At 45.1% G+C, this 18,210-nt stretch carries 13 protein-coding genes and 1 tRNA gene; 9 read left to right on the top strand and 5 right to left on the bottom strand.

What is annotated here, in order from left to right; all coding sequences use genetic code 11:
• The first annotated feature begins 151 nt into the window (after positions 1–151).
• The 3 genes from IQ270_RS04835 (at position 152) to IQ270_RS04825 (ending at position 4,942) form a co-directional block, all read left to right on the top strand.
• Positions 152–1,249, top strand: coding sequence for a chemotaxis protein CheW (locus tag IQ270_RS04835; RefSeq protein WP_193972118.1), 1,098 nt, complete (start codon positions 152–154; stop codon positions 1,247–1,249).
• A 240-nt stretch (positions 1,250–1,489) separates the two neighbouring features.
• Positions 1,490–2,950 carry a methyl-accepting chemotaxis protein gene (locus IQ270_RS04830; RefSeq protein WP_193972117.1) on the top strand — a complete coding sequence of 487 codons (1,461 nt, stop codon included), beginning with the start codon at positions 1,490–1,492 and terminating at the stop codon, positions 2,948–2,950.
• Between the two features lie 186 nt (positions 2,951–3,136).
• Positions 3,137–4,942, top strand: a complete 1,806-nt coding sequence (locus IQ270_RS04825) for a methyl-accepting chemotaxis protein (RefSeq protein WP_193972116.1) — start codon at positions 3,137–3,139, stop codon at positions 4,940–4,942.
• Positions 4,943–5,111: 169 nt separating this feature from the next.
• Here the strand turns inward: IQ270_RS04825 and IQ270_RS31810 are convergent, their stop codons facing one another.
• Complete coding sequence (locus IQ270_RS31810) at positions 5,112–5,234, bottom strand: hypothetical protein (RefSeq protein ID WP_255532367.1); 123 nt, start codon at positions 5,232–5,234, stop codon at positions 5,112–5,114.
• 8 nt (positions 5,235–5,242) lie between these two features.
• Here IQ270_RS31810 and IQ270_RS04820 point away from each other — a divergent pair, with 8 nt between their 5' ends.
• Together IQ270_RS04820 and cheB are read left to right on the top strand one after the other, a co-directional pair.
• Entirely contained in the window at positions 5,243–7,726 is a 2,484-nt protein-coding gene (locus tag IQ270_RS04820) for a hybrid sensor histidine kinase/response regulator (RefSeq protein ID WP_193972115.1), read from the top strand.
• Between the two features lie 332 nt (positions 7,727–8,058).
• Entirely contained in the window at positions 8,059–9,147 is a 1,089-nt protein-coding gene (gene cheB, locus IQ270_RS04815) for a chemotaxis-specific protein-glutamate methyltransferase CheB (RefSeq protein ID WP_193972114.1), read from the top strand.
• A gap of 42 nt (positions 9,148–9,189) precedes the next feature.
• On the opposite strand, the gene IQ270_RS04810 is transcribed toward cheB, so the two are convergent.
• Positions 9,190–9,579: a PleD family two-component system response regulator gene (locus IQ270_RS04810; RefSeq protein WP_193972113.1), complete on the bottom strand. Its 390-nt coding sequence runs from the start codon at positions 9,577–9,579 to the stop codon at positions 9,190–9,192.
• A 661-nt stretch (positions 9,580–10,240) separates the two neighbouring features.
• Between IQ270_RS04810 and IQ270_RS04805 the strand changes: the two genes are divergently transcribed.
• Entirely contained in the window at positions 10,241–13,057 is a 2,817-nt protein-coding gene (locus IQ270_RS04805) for a GAF domain-containing protein (RefSeq protein WP_193972112.1), read from the top strand.
• Between the two features lie 101 nt (positions 13,058–13,158).
• Positions 13,159–13,230 (top strand) — tRNA-Gln (locus tag IQ270_RS04800).
• A 200-nt stretch (positions 13,231–13,430) separates the two neighbouring features.
• Here the strand turns inward: IQ270_RS04800 and IQ270_RS04795 are convergent.
• Positions 13,431–14,702 (bottom strand): serine hydrolase, encoded by a 1,272-nt coding sequence (locus tag IQ270_RS04795; RefSeq protein WP_193972111.1) that lies wholly within the window; start codon positions 14,700–14,702, stop codon positions 13,431–13,433.
• 182 nt (positions 14,703–14,884) lie between these two features.
• On the opposite strand from IQ270_RS04795, the gene IQ270_RS04790 reads away from it, so the two are divergent.
• Positions 14,885–16,012, top strand: coding sequence for an N-acetylmuramoyl-L-alanine amidase-like domain-containing protein (locus IQ270_RS04790; protein WP_193972110.1), 1,128 nt, complete (start codon positions 14,885–14,887; stop codon positions 16,010–16,012).
• Positions 16,013–16,337: 325 nt separating this feature from the next.
• On the opposite strand, the gene IQ270_RS04785 is transcribed toward IQ270_RS04790, so the two are convergent.
• Both IQ270_RS04785 and IQ270_RS04780 read right to left on the bottom strand, forming a co-directional pair.
• On the bottom strand, positions 16,338–16,646 hold the full coding sequence (locus IQ270_RS04785; RefSeq protein ID WP_106149684.1) for a carbon dioxide-concentrating mechanism protein CcmK: 309 nt from the start codon (positions 16,644–16,646) through the stop codon (positions 16,338–16,340).
• 291 nt (positions 16,647–16,937) lie between these two features.
• Positions 16,938–17,255, bottom strand: coding sequence for a DUF3067 family protein (locus tag IQ270_RS04780; protein ID WP_193972109.1), 318 nt, complete (start codon positions 17,253–17,255; stop codon positions 16,938–16,940).
• A gap of 205 nt (positions 17,256–17,460) precedes the next feature.
• Between IQ270_RS04780 and petC the strand changes: the two genes are divergently transcribed.
• On the top strand, positions 17,461–18,003 hold the full coding sequence (petC, locus tag IQ270_RS04775; protein ID WP_193972108.1) for a cytochrome b6-f complex iron-sulfur subunit: 543 nt from the start codon (positions 17,461–17,463) through the stop codon (positions 18,001–18,003).
• Positions 18,004–18,210 lie beyond the last annotated feature (207 nt).

The following is an 18,210-nucleotide window of genomic DNA, read 5'->3' as shown; positions in this document are numbered from 1 at the left end:
TTAGTCCTTTAAAAATCGGAGGACTAAAGTCCTCACTACAAACACTTCGATCGCAGGTAATTTACCCAATATGATATCACTCCCAAACCGAATATTATCGTATAAACCAGTTTTTTTCGCAATTTAGAGTAAATAAAGTGTCACAGTAAATATGGAAACTAAGCCGTATCTTATATTCAAACAAAACGGTTTGCTTTGCGGTGTAGAAGTCGGCTGCGTTCGGGAAATTTTCTTTCTACCGGAGCTCGCACCTATCGCCGAAGCGCCTCAAGATATTGTCGGGGCGATCGATCTTAGGGGATCGATTCTGCCAGTGATGGATCTGAATCTCCGTTTTGGGTACGTTTGGCAGGAGTATTCTGTGACAGATAGTGCGATCGTCATAGAATGGCAAGAATTTCGAGTTGCGATCATTGTCAATCAAGTTACCGAAGTTAAGCATATCTCCCAAGATGCAATAACTCCCCAACTATCTTACGGGCGAGACAAGCCAGAGGATTCCCATCATTTTTTAGCTGGATTTGCCCGCTGCGGGGCCGATATTATCATGCTGCTCGATCTCGATCGCCTAATGCGATATTCTCCTGAAACCACAAAAAATACAATGCCAGTTTCGGCAGCAGAAATCCAGGTAGAACATCAAAATTTGCAGTTAGAAACCGATCCAAAATTGTTAGCTGAACAGCCTAAACTTTTGGACAAGCCTCACATTTTTTGTGCGAATGCCACAGCGGCAGAAAAAGCAATTTTTCGAGAGCGGGCTGACAATTTGAGGCTCCAAGACGATCGCGAAAAATCTGCGGCAATTAATATGTCGCTGGCGGTGGTTGTGTTCAACGGCGAATACTTTGGCATCAATCTTGAGGTAGTGCGCGAATTTACTGACATTCGCCAAGTAACTCCGGTTCCTTGCACTCCCGATCGCATTATTGGCAATATGAATTTGCGGGGCGAGATTCTGACGCTAGTGGACATTCGGAAGATTTTAAATATGTCAGCAGACACAAAATTTCTATCGAAGGCGATCGTTGTTGAAATTGAAGATTTGGTCGCCGGTATAGTCGTTGACGAAATCTTAGACATTATACATTTAAATATGGCAGATATTGCCACTATTCCTGCAGCACTAAATTCTGCTAACCGCGAATATCTCCGGGGTACCGCTTTTTATAAAGAAAAAATTATCGCTGTTCTCCACTTGCAGAAACTGCTGACAAAAGGGGGAGTTTTTGTTGATGAAGAGGTTTGAAGAAAGATTTTAGGGCGAAATCGGAGTCGCGCCCGCACCAACGAGGTTCGCGCTAGTCGAAACTCAAGAATAAAAAGTAATCGAACATAATTTGCTATGATACTATTTGTTACTCTCACTTCGCGGGAGCGATCGCACAAGTTGCAGGCTAATTTCTGTTGCCAATGCGGGACTGCCAGCAACTATCGCAGCGTCACCACTTTACTAAGGAAAATGCTATCTTAAATTCAGGGGAAAAAGATGTTTGCTCAAATTAAAAGATTAAACATTAGAAACAAAATGTTGCTCGGATATTTAGCGCCAGCAGCTATATACTTAGGCTTGCCTGTATTAGTTTTCGGTACAGCAACTCAGGTATTTAACACTTTTCAAAAAACGGAAAATGTACAATCTGTAATCGGAGAAACAAGTAATATGTCTGTCGGTGTACAGCAAATGGCACGGGGTATCTCCGGGTATTTAGTTAATAAAAATCAGGAATTTTTAACAGATTTTAGAACAGGTGCAGAGTTGGCTCGCCAGTCAGCGAGCAATGTAGAGCCGAAGGTTAAAAATTCCGACCAGAAAATTCGTTTGCAGAAAATGCTGGAGCTAGTCAACAAATATGACGATGATTCTAACGAAATAATCCGCTTGTTTCAAGAAAATAAGAGAGCAGAAGCCCTGGCTCTATTTAATACAGGGAAGTACACAAAGTTTGTGAATGAATTTGGGGAATTGAACCGGGAATTTCGGGAAACCGAACTAAATACGATCAAGAAAACAACCCAAAGCACGAAGGTAGCTTTAAACTTTTTAGTATCGACACTGGTGATAGGTTCGCTGCTGTTAGTGCTGTTGGGTGCGAGTATTGCTTGGCTGATTTCGTCAGGAATTGCTGGAACGATCGATCGCGCAATTAGCTCGATCGCCACTTCTTCCGCCCAGATTGCAACCACAGTTGAAGAACAAGAACGTATGGCAAGCCAGCAAGCAGCTTCAGTCAATCAAACCACTACAACAATGGACGAATTGGGCGCATCTTCTAGGGCGACTTCACAGCAGATAGAAACCGCCTCATTGGAAGCAATCCAAGCTTTAAATTTAGCTGGAACAGGTACAAAAGCTGTCGAACAAACTTTAGAAGCAATGGCAACGCTGAAAACAAAAGTGCAGGATATGCAAGGGCAAATTATGCAGTTGAGCGAGCAAACCGATCGCATTGGCAATATCTCAACTGTAGTTAGCGATTTGGCAAATCAGACTAATATGTTAGCGCTAAATGCTGCCGTCGAAGCCGTGCGGGCGGGCGAACATGGCAAGGGGTTTGGCGTTGTCGCGTCAGAAATTCGCAAGCTTGCCGATCGCAGTAAAAAATCTGCCGCGCAAATTAATCTTTTAGTTGCTGATATTCAGAGGGCGATTAACTCAACAGTAATGGTGACAGATGAAGGAACTAAAACTGTGGACTCTGGCGTAAATATTGCCTCAGAAACCGCAGCGGCATTTGCCGGAGTGGCTGGTGCAATTAACAACGTGGTTTTGACTTCTCAGCAAATTTCGCTGAATGCTAAACAGCAAGCAATCGCGATCCAGCAAGTGGTGGAAGCGATGAACTCTCTCAACCAAGCCGCAGCACAAACCGCTGAGGGTATCACTCAAACTAAAGTCGGTACTCAAAAATTAAACGAAGCTGCTTTAGATTTAAAAGGAGTTGTTTAGAATAGTTATCAGTTATGATAGTTTCTCAAAAAAAAAGCAACTGCCGGCCCGCGATTCCAATCCCAGCCTGATGAGACATCTCCAGTAAAACTCGCAATCCAGCTCTTTAAAGGGTTTTTAGGAGTCGTCTATTAGTGATTCCCCAATTCTAAAATCTAAAATCTAAAAGGGTCTGAGTTATCAGTTATGATAAAAAAAAATAAAAATTTGTCTTTGAGAATTAAAGCGATTGTTTTTGCGATCGCCCTGAGTACAATCCCAGTTATATTGACAGGAACGATGACTTATGTATTTGCCACAGAGAACCTGACTGACTACGTAATTAAGTACCAAGAATCACGGGCAATTTCTACGGCAAATGAAGTCAGCAACTTTCTGTTTGAACGCTACCTAGACGTTAAGGAACTCGCTAATTTAGCTATACTGAACGACTCCAGAGTCAGCAAAACCACATCAACCAGTCAAAAACAAGCTCTGTTAGATAAATATGTGAAAGAAGGGAAAGGCTACGACAGTATTGCAGTCGCAGATGTCAAAGGAAATACTATTTTGCAATCGAGCGGAGAACCCATTACAGATTTAGGCGAACGCGAATATTTTCAGGAAGTAATTAAAACTAATCGTCCGACAATTGTGCAGCCCAGAAAGTCATTTATCACTGGCGAATATGCCATTTTTGCTGCGGCACCGGTTGTCGATATCAATACAGGAAAAACTATCGCCGTCATCAGAACTCGCACACCTACAGCTTATTTAAACCGTAATTATGAGCAAAACCAATATCAATTAACCCAAAACTCGGAGACATTAAGAAAAGAAGAATACCATTTAATTGATGGCACGGGCAAGTTTTTTTCAGCAACAGAAAGTGAGCAGGTAAGCAGAGATGCAGGCTCAGACTTTAGTGTTTTCGCTAAATTGCAAGCGCAAAAAAAGATTAACAGTGTCATCGATATCGATCGCATTGATGGAGCCAAGCAACTGATTACTTACGCTCCTATTGAAACCTCAAAAAATCTACCAGCATTGGGTTGGAGCGTAATTATTGCCAACGATACAAAAGATGTATTTGCTCCGCAAAAAGATCTGCTGTATGCTCTGATGACAGGAGTTGGAATTACTGCTGCTGTAGTTAGCGCGATCGCCACTTTTTTGGCAAATAGAACTACTCGCTCGGTAAATGGAATTGTGCGGGCGATCGCCTCTTCTTCCTCTCAAATTGCTGTCACTGTGGAACAGCAAGAACGCATCGCCAGCCAACAACTATATGCTGTCGATCGAACTGCGAGTACAATGGAGGAATTGGGCGAATCAAGCAAAGCTTGTGCCTCACAAGCCGAAGCGGCTGCTTTCGGGGCCGCACAAGCCCTTGAACTCACAGCAGGAGGCAGTCAAGCTGTAGATAATACCTTGAAAGAAATCGCAACTTTGGCAGAAAATGTCGGAGCCATTCAAAAGCAAATTTTGCGTTTGAGCGAGCAAACCGATCGCATTGGCAATATCTCCACTTTAGTCAGCGATTTAGCAAACCAAACAAATATGCTCGCCATCAACGCTGCTGTCGAAGCAGTTAGAGCCGGTGAAAGTGGCAAAGGATTTGCTGTTGTTGCCACCGAAATTCGCAAATTAGCCGATAAAAGTAAAGAATCTGCTAGCAAAATTAATGCTTTAGTTGCAGACATCCATAAAGCCATTGTTTCGACGACAATAGTGACAGATGACGGCACAAAAACCGTAAAAAATGGAGTTAAAATTGCCCGCAAAGCCTCCGACGCATTTGCTGGAGTGGCAGAGGCGATCGATCGCATTGTTTTGAACAGCAAACAAATTTCTTTTACTGCAAGAAACCAGGCGCTCGCCATTGAAGATGTAGTTGAATCTGTCAACTCTCTTAACCTCGCCGCTCAGGAAACTGCCTCAGGCATTTCTCAAGTCAAACTCGGAATTTCTCAACTCGATCGAGCAGCCCAAAATTTAAAATCCGTAGTGTAGTCAGTAGTCAGTAGTCAGTAGTCAGTAGTCAGTAGTCAGTAGTCAGTAGTCAGTAGTCAGTAGTCAGTTGTAACAACAGCCAACAGCCAACTGACAGCAGCCAACACTCAGTAGGGGTGGTGCCAAGAGTGCCCGCCCTCAACAGCCAACAGTCAACAGTCATTAGTCATTAGTCATTTGCTAGCAATTCCCAATTCCCTGCGCGGGCCTGCGCGTGCCAATTCCCAATTCCCAATTCCCAATTCCCAATTCCCAATTCCCAATTCCCAATTCCCAATTCCCAATTACCCAAAGATACATATGATTGAAGATGAAGAACTCCGAGATGTATTTAAAATTGCTAGTGAAGAACACTTGCAGAAACTAGACGAGGGATTTCTGTACTTGGAACAACACCCGGGGGATTCAGCTAAATTAGAAGAATTGCTGCGGGAAACCCATTCTCTTAAAGGCGATGCTGGGATGCTAGGCGTAAAAAATGTAGCATCTTTAGCTCATCAAATAGAGCATATTTTGGGAAGTGTCAAGCGGGGAGAAACTCAACTAAATCCAGATATTAGCGATCGACTTTCGCAAGGTTTAGACGCCATCCGCAAACTCGTTGACGAAGCCGTCACGGGTGAAGATTCCGGTATCAATACGTTTTACGTGCTTGCTAGCATGATGGGTGCCTCTAGCAACCCCCAGCCCGCCGCCCCGACAGTAGAACCAGAATCTTCACAAGTACCAGATATAGAATTAGTAAAAACGCACTTTACTGATTTGGAAACTGTGGCACCAGAAACAAACAGTGAAACTTCTTCCGTCGCTAATTTAGATAATAATTACTCTGTTGCGACTCTGCAATCAGAACACGAATTGCTGCTGCAAGTTCAAAACTTGCCTGCCGCTTCTGAAACCGCCGCTTCCCAACCCACTGTTATCAGCGGTTCTTCTAGTGCATCTTACCGCATCGAAACCATTCGGGTTGCTACCCAAAATTTAGACAATTTAATGACTCAAGCCGGCGAACTTGCTGTCACTAAAACCAGGTTAATATACCGACTTGCTGATATCGACAAATTGACTAACTTGTGGGAAAGTTGGACTAGAGAAGCTTGGCTCAATGGGTTACTTTTTTCTCAAATAAAAAATGAACAAAATGGTTCTCAACCCAACGCAATTGTCAGTCAGTTACAAAATTATTGCCAGCGTAATGAAGAACGTTTAGAACGTCTGGGAACTATAGTCAATGGCTTGAAAAATCGAGTTTACGAAGAGACTGCTAGACTAGAATTAATTGCTGAGGAATTAGAATCAGGAATTCGCACTCTCAGACTGCTGCCTTTGTCTACTATTTTTAATTTATTTCCGCGACCGGTTAAAGATTTGGCGAAGCGCGAAGGAAAAGAAGTCGAATTAGTGATTGAAGGTGGGGAAACTAGAGCTGACAAACGCATTTTAGAAGAAATGAAAGACCCTTTGATGCACATGATTCGGAATGCGATCGACCACGGCATAGAGACAGCCGCCGAGCGCAAAAAGATCGGCAAACCGGAGGTCGCTACTCTCCGAATTAAAGGCTACCATACTGCTAGCAATATTATCATTGAAGTTGCTGATGATGGTCGGGGGCTGAATGTCGATCGCATTAAACAAACTGCTGTAAAACGCAACATCTGCACGCCCGAAGAACTCGATGTCATGACAGAAAGCCAAATTCAATCGCTGATTTTTGCTCCCGGTTTTTCAACCAGAACATTTGTTACTGAAATCTCGGGACGAGGGGTGGGTTTAGATGTAGTTCGGACTAATGTTGAAGCATTAAAAGGCAGCATTCAAGTTGAATCTGTACCAGGCGAAGGATGCACCTTGCGGCTGCAACTAAGCACGTCGCTAGCTACTGCAAATGTATTAATTGTAGCAGTTGAAGGAATTGCTTACGCGCTGCCAATTGAGTTTGTTGAAAATGCTAAACTGGTTGATTCTCTTGATATTTTTGGCGTCGAAGGTAAACCAACCATACTTGCAGATGGTAAGCCACTATCAGTTGCTTATTTAACGGATTTATTGGAATTAAATAATAGAGAATGGTTGCCAAAAACTCAGGATTGGAGACAGGAAAATTGGCGAAAATTCAGCAGCGAAACAGAGGGAAAACCCCTAGATTCTAATTATCATAAAATGTCTTGTATTGTTCTGAAAGTTGGGGAAGAAAGATTTGGATTATTTATAGATGCTTTGATAGACGAACAGGATGTAGTGATTAAACCTCAAAGTCTATTGCTGAAACGGGTGCGAAATGTTTCTGGTGCAACAATTCTCGGGACGGGGGAAGTTTGTATGGTACTCAATCCCTACGATTTGATAAAATCTGTACGCAAGCAAGTTTTGTCGCGGGGGGTTGGGAGTGCGCGATCGCCCATTGAGACGGTCAGTCGCAAACAAGTTATACTTTTAGCAGAAGATTCGATCGCTACCCGCACTCAAGAAAAGCGGATCCTCGAAGGTGCAGGTTATGAAGTGGTGACAGCAGTAGACGGATTGGATGCTTTCAATAAATTAAAAACTCGCTATTTTGATGCTGTGATTTCTGACGTACAAATGCCGAATTTGGACGGCTTAGGACTGACTGTTAAAATTCGCCAGCAAAAAGAATACAGTGAGTTGCCGATTATTCTGGTAACGTCTTTGGCATCGGATGAAGATAGAAAAAGAGGCGCTGATGCCGGGGCTAATGCTTATATTCCTAAAGGTACGTTCAATCAAGATGTATTGATCGAGACTTTGAAAAGGTTAGTTTAATTGTAAAAGAAGGGGAAGGGGAAGGGGAATAAAATAAAAGTTTACGGTCAATTCCCATTGCTAATTCCCAATTGCCCAATAGGGTTGGATTAAACCCAATACCCCTAATTTCTCTTCTCAAGGAAGGGACAAGAAATTGTTCAAAGTACCCCTTCACCCAGGGAGATGTGAGGGGAGTTTCTGGGGAATAAACATCATTTACCCAAGTGTGTTGCCCAATGACCAATTCCCAATGACCAATTCCCAATGACCAATGACCAATTCCCAATGACCAATTCCCAATGACCAATTCCCAATGACCAATTCCCAATGACCAATTACTTGAAAAATTCATGTTATCGCCGATTAAAGTATTGTTGGTAGAAGATTCGCCAGTAGCTACGATCGTGCTCAAGCGCATTTTGAATAGTGCCCCAGAAATTCAAGTTGTAGGAACCGCTTGCAACGGGTTAGAAGCACTCGAATTAATTCCAAACCTTCAGCCACAAGTAATCTGTACAGATTTGAACATGGCACAAATGAACGGGTTAGAATTCACGCAGGAAGTGATGAAGAAATACCCGCGACCGATTTTAATAATTAGTGCTTCTGTTCAAGCAAAGGATACTCAAAATGTATTTGAACTTATGAAAGCAGGTGCATTAGATGTTTTTCCGAAACCGATTGGCGGGTTGGCGTCAGATTACGATCGCCTCGCGAATGAATTAATCGCTAAAGTTAAAGTTTTGTCGGGAGTTAAAGTTTTTACGCGGCATCAAAGGCTGGGATCAATCGAAAAAAGCGATCGCCCCATCCCAAAAATTAATCAATTATCAATGCAGAATTATCAATTATCTAGCGGCACTCTCAAGTCTCAAACTATTAAGTTATTGGCTGTCGGCGCATCTACAGGCGGGCCGCAAGCGCTGCATTCAATTATTTCGCAATTTCCGGCTAATTTGCCTGTGCCGGTAATTTGCATTCAGCACATCAGTGAAGGATTTTTGCAGGGATTGGTAGAGTGGTTGGGTTGTGAATCTAAACTGCCTGTAAAAATAGCTGGTTTGGGCGAATTTCCCCAAGCTGGTATTGTTTATTTTCCGCCAGAAAAACGTCATTTAGAATTGGATTATCAAGGGCGATTTATTTATTCTGAAGCTGCTAGTGAAGCGGGACATTGCCCCTCTGTAACGGTAACATTTAAGTCAGTTGCTAATTTTTACGGTCGGGCGGCGGCGGGAGTTTTACTAACAGGAATGGGTCGAGACGGTGCTGAGGGTATGCTGGCTATTGCCAGACTAGGCGGCTTGACAATTGCTCAAGATGAAGGCAGTTGCGTTGTTTTCGGAATGCCGAAAGAGGCGATAGCCTTGGGTGCGGCCCAATACATTTTACCCGTCAGCGCGATCGCTCCTCTGCTGTTGGCGAAATTAAAAGTTTAGGACTTTGGAAAAATATGGCGGTTTCAACCGCCGAGTTTTCTTTTATGATTTGAGATTGATAAACTTACCAATTACTTCGCGTAACTTTTCAGCATCAAAGGGCTTAGTTAAATACTCGGTTGCTCCCGCCAAACGCCCCTGCACCTTATCAAAAGCTCCATCTCTGGCTGTCAGCATAACGATCGGCAAATGTTGAAATTGAGGCAAGCTGCGTACCGTGCGGCAGAGTTCCAATCCGTCAATACCGGGCATCGAAACATCCAGCAACAAAACCGAAATTTGTTCGTGATAAATTGTTGACAAAGCATCGACTGCATTGTCTGTCACCAGAACTCGAAACTCTTTGTTTAAAGCTTGTTTGACAAGTCCTTGCATCACCACGCTATCATCAACTGCCAAAATAGTTGGTACTTGACTGCTAGTTGCAGACATATCTTTCTCCCTGTTTATTTATAGTTATTGAAAATAGAAAACACAATTCCCACCAAAAAATCGATCGACTCGAAAACAGGTATTGCCAGATATATCGCCCATTACAACACTTGCAAAACCTGCATCCCAACCCAGAAACCCTCGACGGTGGAGTTTGACCAACTATTGTTACAAAGTTTAACATTTTGGCAATCTTTTCTACTTCATTTTTTCACTGTAGTCGAGCTGCCTGTGGCACAGCTTGGTAAACCGCACTGGTATTGTGGCACAAATCGATCGTTTTAATCTACCAGCAAGCTTGCTAGTCACGATTAGAGAAGTCTGTTAATATACTATTAAACTACTAAAAATTATAAGTAAGCTATCGGCCATTTATCGATCGAAGGTGCTTCCTCCCGGGCGAGGCTCTAAAATGTAGCCTCCCGGAATTATTCAACAGTACAGTCAATTCCAAGTATAATTTATACATTCTAAGATCCGCGGTGCTCTAACTTCATAACTCAAAAGTTTCAAGGTCAGTCAAGGGGTTGGTCTGATTTTGGCGCAATCCGCCTGCGCGCGATGCGGCGCCGACAGTCTCCCGGCACAAAATTCAGAGCTGGTTTTTCAAGAGCCAGTATTGAGAAAAGCGCTTTGCCAGCAACTAGATGGGCAGTTACAAATGACGAAAGCACCGTTGCCTCTTGGTAAAAAAGTATTTGAGCTCCATAACATAGACTTATATCAGCTTCTCGGCTCTGCTCCGGAGGCTTGCTTTGACGATTTGGTGGGCTTGGCAGCTCAGATGAGCCGAACTCCTATTGCTTGTTTGAGCTTGATTGACGCTAACCGCCACTGGTTGAAGTCGCAGGTAGGTATCGATCGAACTTTAGCTCGCTGCTACCTGAACTTTTGCGCCAGCGCCTTCGACCAAATTCCAGCAGAGTTCGCCACGGACTCAAACTGTTTCTCGGAATTTGACCGAGCAATTCGTCCACAAAAAACGTCGGTTGCTGCCGAATCTGCTTTTGTCGCACCCCGTGCAAATTCCTTCAAGAAACATCTCGCCCCCGTCATTGTCCCAGACGCTTCCACGGATGTGCGACTTGCCCAGCATCCGCTCACCGTTTCCTACCCCTTCGTGAAATTTTACGCCGGCATCCCAGTCGTCACCTCCGAGGGGCAGATGCTGGGATTCCTCTGTGTCGCGGACTTGGTGCCGAGAGAGTTGACAAAAGAAACAATAGATGCTATTGAAACTTTAGCTCGGCAAGTGGGGAGTTTGGTGGAGCTGCGGTGGCAATTAGTCAAAGCCCAGAAACAGACAACAGAGGTAGAAGAGATCGCCTCTGACAACAACCAAATCTCGGAGTTAGTTCGATCGAACCAGGACTTTTTCTGGGCAGTAGAGACGCCTGAGAGCGACAGGAGAATATTTCAGACAAAAAAGCTGTCGGCGATGGGGGAAACAGCCAAATCTCAATATTGGCGAGAAAATTCAGGAGGCATCAAGGGCGAGCCAGATCGCCAACTAATCCGAGAAATAGTTGCCGACTCGCTCTATGCCTCCGATCGTCGCCCAGCAACCACAGCCCGGTTACAGGAGCGATCGCGCTTGGGAGCGATGCAAGCTAAAATCGGTGCAGCTCTCGGAGGTGGCGGGACAATACCGGTCATCCTCAACCGCTGCACCGAGGCAATCGTAGATTACCTCAACGCGGCAGGGGCGAGCATTTGGACGTTCCACCCCCAGACAGAGCGGTTAGAATTGCAGGCCGCTTCAGGACTCAGCAGCCAAGAGAGGGAACGGGAAATAGAAGATTGGGTGCGATCGGGCCAACCGGGAAAACTCCAAACTGCCCCTGTGCTGCTGCTGTCGCTCCCGTCCCTCTGGGCCGTGGCCTATCCGCTGATTGTGGAGGAGCGACTGGTAGGAGTGATGGCTGTGTCCAGCAGCGCTGCTGCAACTGAGGGGGCGCTAGAAGTTTTGGGGTGGATGGCTAACTCGATTGCGGTGGCGATCGATCGCCTCAAAGCCAGAGAAGAATTGTTGAGCCGTCGGGAAGGCTTGCTGCTGGGCCTCGCCAGCCAGATGCGAAATTCCCTGGATCTCGACAAAATTTTAGATACGGCTGTCAACGAAATTCGCAGCTTGTTGCAGGTTGACCAGTGCTACTTTTTGTGGTACTCAGTCTCCGGGCACGGACTGCCCAGCTTTGCGATCAGCCACGAGGCGGCAAATCCCGAACTCAAAGATCGGCTCGCAGAATATCCGATCGAACAAATAACGCTGCTGGCAGAAAAAATTAGCAACCGCCAAACGCTCAGGATCGGCGACGCGGCAACAGCACCCTGCATAGAACCGCCCACGCGAGCTTTTTTGACCGGTGTGGGGATTGTTTCTAAGCTGCTGCTGCCGCTCAAGACTCGCTCCGGTCAAATGGGGGCAGTAGTTTGCAACCATTACAGCAGTCGCCGTTTCTGGGTGGCGAGCGAAGTGGAATTGCTGCAAGCGGTGGTGGAGCAACTGGCGATCGCGATCGACCAAGCCGAACTTTTTGCCCAAACCCGGGCGGCAGCCTTAGCCGCTCAAACTCAAGCCCGCCAACTGACAGAAACTTTGCAGAGTTTGCAGCAGAAAGAAACTCAGCTCATCCAAAACGAAAAAATGTCCTCTCTCGGTCAAATGGTCGCCGGCGTCGCCCACGAAATCAACAATCCCGTTAATTTTATTTACGGCAACTTGACATATTGCGAGCAGTATGTAAAAGATATCCTGGATTTGCTGCGCTTGTATCAAAAGCAATACCCGGAACCCGGGGCAGAAATTCTCGAAAAAAGCGAAGAAATTGATATTGATTTCGTAGTGCCGGATTTGCTGAAAATTCTGTCTTCAATGGAGAGCGGAGCCGAACGCATCCGCAACATAGTTTTGTCTCTGCGGAACTTCGCGCGGCACGACGAATCGGACATGAAGCCAGTCAACATTCACGAAGGAATTGACAGCACGCTCCTGATTTTGCAAAGCCGCTTGAAGTCCAACGGGCTGATGCCGGGAATTGAGGTAATTAAAGACTACGGTGACTTGCCGAAGGTAGAGTGCTTTCCCGGACAGCTAAACCAAGTATTTATGAATATTTTGGGGAATGCGATCGACTCTGTGGAAAATCAGCCCGCACCCAAGACCATCGTCATCTCGACGGCGGTGGTGGACTCTGACTCGGATGCTGCTGAGTCAGGAAAGTCGATCGGTAAACTTGTGCTGATTCGGATTCGCGACAGCGGGCCGGGATTGACCCAAAAAGCTAAATCCCGCTTGTTTGACCCTTTCTTTACCACTAAACCGGTGGGTAAGGGTACGGGACTCGGCTTGTCTATCAGCTACCAGATTGTGGTGGAGAAACACGGCGGCAGTTTGAAGTGTATCTCCGAAGCCGGACAGGGAGCGGAGTTTTGCATAGAAATCCCGCTGGCTCGCCCGAATGCCCTCAAAAAATAAACTGGCGGGCGATCGGTTTCAAAAACATTTTTTAAATTTTACTGTCAAATTGCTTGACAAATTCTGGTGTTTCAATGTTAAGATGATGAATGTTAAGACGTTGGGGCGTCGCCAAGTGGTAAGGCAGCTGGTTTTGGTCCAGCCATTCAGAGGTTCGAATCCTTTCGCCCCAGTTAAATGGTTTTTCGATGGTTGAAGAAGAAGGACTAAACTCCTCACTACAAATCTGATTAATTGGTTCGTAGTGAAAACCCAGAGTCCTTCATCCGATCGCAGGTTTGATCGTTCGGACCCAGAGTCCTTCATCCAATTGCTAAAATCCCGACTACAAACCAATTTTATTGTAGTTGTTCGATCGCACATCCTATCACTGCTAATTGCTGGGTACGCGAGGGTTTAGCCGATCGAACACGTAGCGCGAAATTGCCGGAAAAGCTGTTTCGTCCCTGGAATAAGCCGGATCGTCTGCAAAAACAACTAAGATATAAATCGCGCGATCGTCCAAAGTTCTGACAAATGCCGCTTCGCTGCGGGAACCAGATGTATAGCCAACTTTGGAACCAAAATAAATATTAGTTGGTAAAGACTCGCCCAGAAATCCTTTGATCGAGTTGCTAGGGTCATTTTTCCATGCCTTGGGGTCTAAATCTCTCGTCAGCAAGTAAGCCATTTTACGGCTGGCGACGCTGGAAACCGCTTGTCTAGTATAAATTTCATATATTAATCTGGCGGCTTGATCCGTAGTGACTTGATTGCGAATCGGCTGGGAAGCATCGCCCCGCAATTGCAAGTCGCGACCGACTGGACCTTCTTGCCTCAAATAATATATGGGATAATTTTTGGTGCTTATACGAATATCATTGTAGCCGGCTGACTGAAAAAATGAGTTAATTTGCTGGCGCTTTTGCAGCCAAGTTTGCAACTCTTCTCCCCCTAGCCGTCCGCCGGATTGCGTATCTGTGATTTTGTCTAAAATCCTGCTGGCGGCATCGTTGTTGGAGATGCCAATCATTTGTTCTAGGTCGTTTTTAAAGGCAGATTCTTTTTGCGTAATTTTGCCTTTTTCTATGGCTGAGTAAAACGCTGCCATCCAAAATAACTTAGCAACGCTAGCGGGAAATCTGAGAGTTTGATTTTGATATCCGGCAAAGGTGTGGGTTTTGGGATTGCTGACATCAACTAAGGTAATTGATAGCGCTTCTGCGGGCAGTCCTTTGCCGATCGCAATTTTCACAGATTCATCAACAATTCCTTGCAATTCTTGAGAGTAAACTGAATTGGGAGGTGTTTTGATGTTGTAGCTGAAGCTAGGTTCGCTTTGAGGATCGATTACACTTTCCGGTGTTTGAATTGTCGGCGGCGAAAGGGCCTCTTGAGCCAAGATAACTGGCGGTTCTGGGGTACGGCGAATTCTCAACGGTATTGTCACAATCCAACCGATCGCGATCGTCCCGGCAATTAAGCACAGGATGTTACGGTATTTTAAGCGAGAAAATTTCGTCCTGACTCGGCGACGAGATTTGACGGGAGGCTGGCTGCTTTGGCGGATTGGCTTGATTTGGCTTCGGCGCCCTATTGGGCCTCGGGGCTGTACTGGGCGTTGGGGAGCCATTGGGCGCGGGCGGCGTCGGCGGTCTATTTGCATTACAGTGTTGTGGTATCAAACTGGCACGATCAGTTTATAATAGGGCGGCGTCTAAATGACAAGGGTGTCGCTCGAGTCCGAGAAATTGCCAATTCGATCGCGTCTCCTAGGCTGATTGAGACTTCTAGTAATTGTAAAGATTTTAGGATAGCACTCTGTTTAAGCAAAATCCTTTGAAAAACATGAGAAATTTTTGGAGTTTGGTTGTTTTGGGATTTGCGATCGCCAGTGCGAATAATTCCTTGATACCTGATATTTTGGCATTTGAGTCTCAACCTGCTGTCGCTGCTGTCGATCGGCAAACCAAAGCACAGGGCGCGGATGCAGCCGCCCAGTTGACGGGAAAAACAGAAAATCCAGAAACCACAAACCAGCCGACTGTTTCCAGTTTCCCGAGTCTGTTTTGGGAAATCAACAATTTATCTAAAATTTCTTATTCCCAATTGCTAGAAGTGCTGGCTAGACGAGAATACTCAGACAATACTGCCAGAGAAAATGCTGCACAACCGGAAGATATAGCACGTTTTGCAAAGATTGTACAGTACGCAAAACAGCAAAATTTGCCCGATCGCGCGATCGGAGAAATAGTACAGGCGATCGCCGATAACTTCCAAGGAAAGCCCTACGCCGAAGGTTTGCTGGACAAATCCGGCGAAGAAAAATTAATCGTAACTTTGAATAAATTTGATTGCGTTTTGTTTGTAGAAACCGTTTTGGCTATTTCGCGAGGCGTAGCAATCACAGATTATGACTATCAAAATTTTGTAAATCGGATAGAACAACAGCGGTATTTAAATGGTAAAATGAACGGTTATTGCAGCCGATTGCACTATTTCTCCGAATGGATTAACGACAATCAAAAACGGCAAACAGTAGAAAATATCACCGCTCAATTGGGCGGAATGCCCATGAATAAAACACTAAATTTCATGAGCCAGCACCGCAGTAGTTACCCGCAAATGCTCAAAGACGAAGCAACTTATCAGTGCATTGTCAGCCAAGAAGCAGACTTAGCCAAAACTGCGGTTAGTTACATCCCGACAAATCGGATAAAAAGTATTTATTCTCAGTTAAAACCAGGGGATATTGTGGCGGTAGCCACTGATGTTAAAGGATTGGATGTCACTCACACGGGTTTTGTGTACAGGAATGCAGACGGGAATTTGGGTTTAATTCACGCTTCGCCGTCTGGGGCGGTGACTGTTGCTTACGACTTGCAAAGATATATTAGCAGAGTCGAAAGTGCGATCGGCATAGTAGTCGCTAGGGCGATCGATCCGCGCCAGCAGCCATCGCCAGCAAAAAAATAAATTCCACCAACAACTATAGCCTTTTTCAGCTAGGTGAGGTACACTCCCACAATCGGGAAAATAGCTTGCGTAGTGATGCTTTGGCGGATTGTTGTTTGTTTACTCGTTTGTCTATTTGTTTGATAGTTGCTTGTTTTCTCAGTTCACTTTACCTTGCTTACGCAGTCATGGATGATAAATAGGTTTGATTCCCCAGACTTAGTATTACTTGTGTCCACCGCCCAAAAAGATAGATAAACCGGCAAAAATATAGAGACACGATCGCCCGCGTCTCTATAATTACTAAAAGTTAAAATTAGACACCAAAGTTTTGACAAAACTTTGACTACATTCGGAACTGTTCGACTTCGGGAGTATAGCCGATCGGCAAAATGTAATCGAGATTCTCGTGGGGACGAGCAATGATGTGATACGACAGCAACTTTCCGCCATCGACCTTTTTAACTGATTCAATTCCAGCAGCAACGGCTGCTTGCACTTCAGAAATATCTCCTCGAACTATAATTGTCCAGTAGGCGCGGGTTATCTTTTCATAACGAACTAAAGTAACTCGGGCTGCTTTCACCATTGAGTCTGCAACTTCTACGGCGGCGGGAAATCCTAAGACTTCAACCATTCCAACTGCAACACCCATTACAACATTCTCCTAAATTTCACAAGATATCCGAGACTCATTGTATGTGAAAGTGTTGACAGAAAATGGTTGGGATGATTTTGGTCGGCGAGAAACCTCGCTTGCGAGCGAGCTGTACAATATTCTAAAGCGGGGACAGCATTACCAAAAAATGCTTTTTACAAAAATAAAAATGAAATGCTCCCTGTAACTGGATCTGATATGACTGACAACTGACAACTGACAACTGACAACTGACAACTGACAACTGACAACTGACAACTGACAACTGACAACTGACAACTAGCAGATTCAAAACTCGTCAAGCAACCACTCCGAGGCTCTTTCACCCAAATCTAGGGGAACACTGACAGCTTTACCCAAGCGCGGACGATCGCGAGTATTGACAATATACTCTCTCACCTGTTCCGTGCTGCCCCAGCCGTTGAGGTAATTCGCCACCGCGTCCAAATGCTCGAAATAATCAGCCTCCGTCATCGGAAAAGACGCCTGTTCCAAATATTTCCACATCACCTGCACAAAAATCTTGCCTCGCGTCCGCCGCAATCTGATATCGTAAGATTTTCCCCATTTTTCTAGCAATAGCTGGTGTAAATCCTTGCCCGTCATGGTTGCTCCTGAGTTAATCCATTAAACAATAAAGACAAAGTTCAAAAAATGTAATAATACTCTAATAAAGGCTGGAAGGCGCATTCTTAAAAGGAATTTTCGCTGCCTAAAATTTGTGCGAGCAGATTGGCGGCAACGCTCTGAATTGTCTGCACGCACAGATTCCCTAACAAACAAACGTAACTTAAAACCGTAAAGGCAGGTCATGGCTCAAACTTCTGCTGGAAATCCCGATGTCCCCGATATGGGACGCCGCCAATTTATGAATTTGCTGACGTTCGGTACAGTCACAGGTGTGGCACTGGGCGCACTCTATCCCGTTGTCCAATATTTTGTTCCTCCTTCGAGTGGGGCAGCAGGTGGCGGAGTCACTGCTAAAGATGCCTTGGGTAACGACATCATCGTTAGCGAATATTTGGCTTCGCACCCTGCGGGCGATCGCACTTTAGCCCAAGGTCTCAAAGGCGACCCCACTTATCTGGTGGTGAAAGAAGACTTATCTCTGGCCGAATACGGCATCAATGCAGTCTGCACTCACTTGGGTTGCGTCGTGCCTTGGAATGTTAGCGAAAACAAGTTTATCTGTCCTTGCCACGGTTCTCAATACAATAATGAGGGCAAAGTGGTGCGCGGCCCGGCGCCTTTGTCTCTGGCTCTGGCCCACGCCACTGTCGCAGATGACAAGATTGCTTTTACACCTTGGAAAGAAACAGATTTTCGCACCGGCGAAGCACCTTGGTGGTCATAGTTAGTGGTTAGTAGTTAGTAGTTAGTAGTTAGTAGTTAGTAGTTAGTAGTTAGTGGTTAGTAGTTAGTAGTTAGTAGTTAGTTTAAATAACCACTAACCAATAACTAATAACTAATAACCAATAACCACTAACCAATAACCAATAACTAATAACCAATGACCAATGACCAATGACTAATGACTAAATTGTTAGACCTTTGAGATTGA

The sequence above is a fragment of the Microcoleus sp. LEGE 07076 genome, assembly GCF_015207455.1.
Classification (GTDB): domain Bacteria; phylum Cyanobacteriota; class Cyanobacteriia; order Cyanobacteriales; family Microcoleaceae; genus Microcoleus.
Note: the sequence above shows the minus strand (reverse complement) of the source record. Positions and strands in the feature narration are given on the sequence as shown.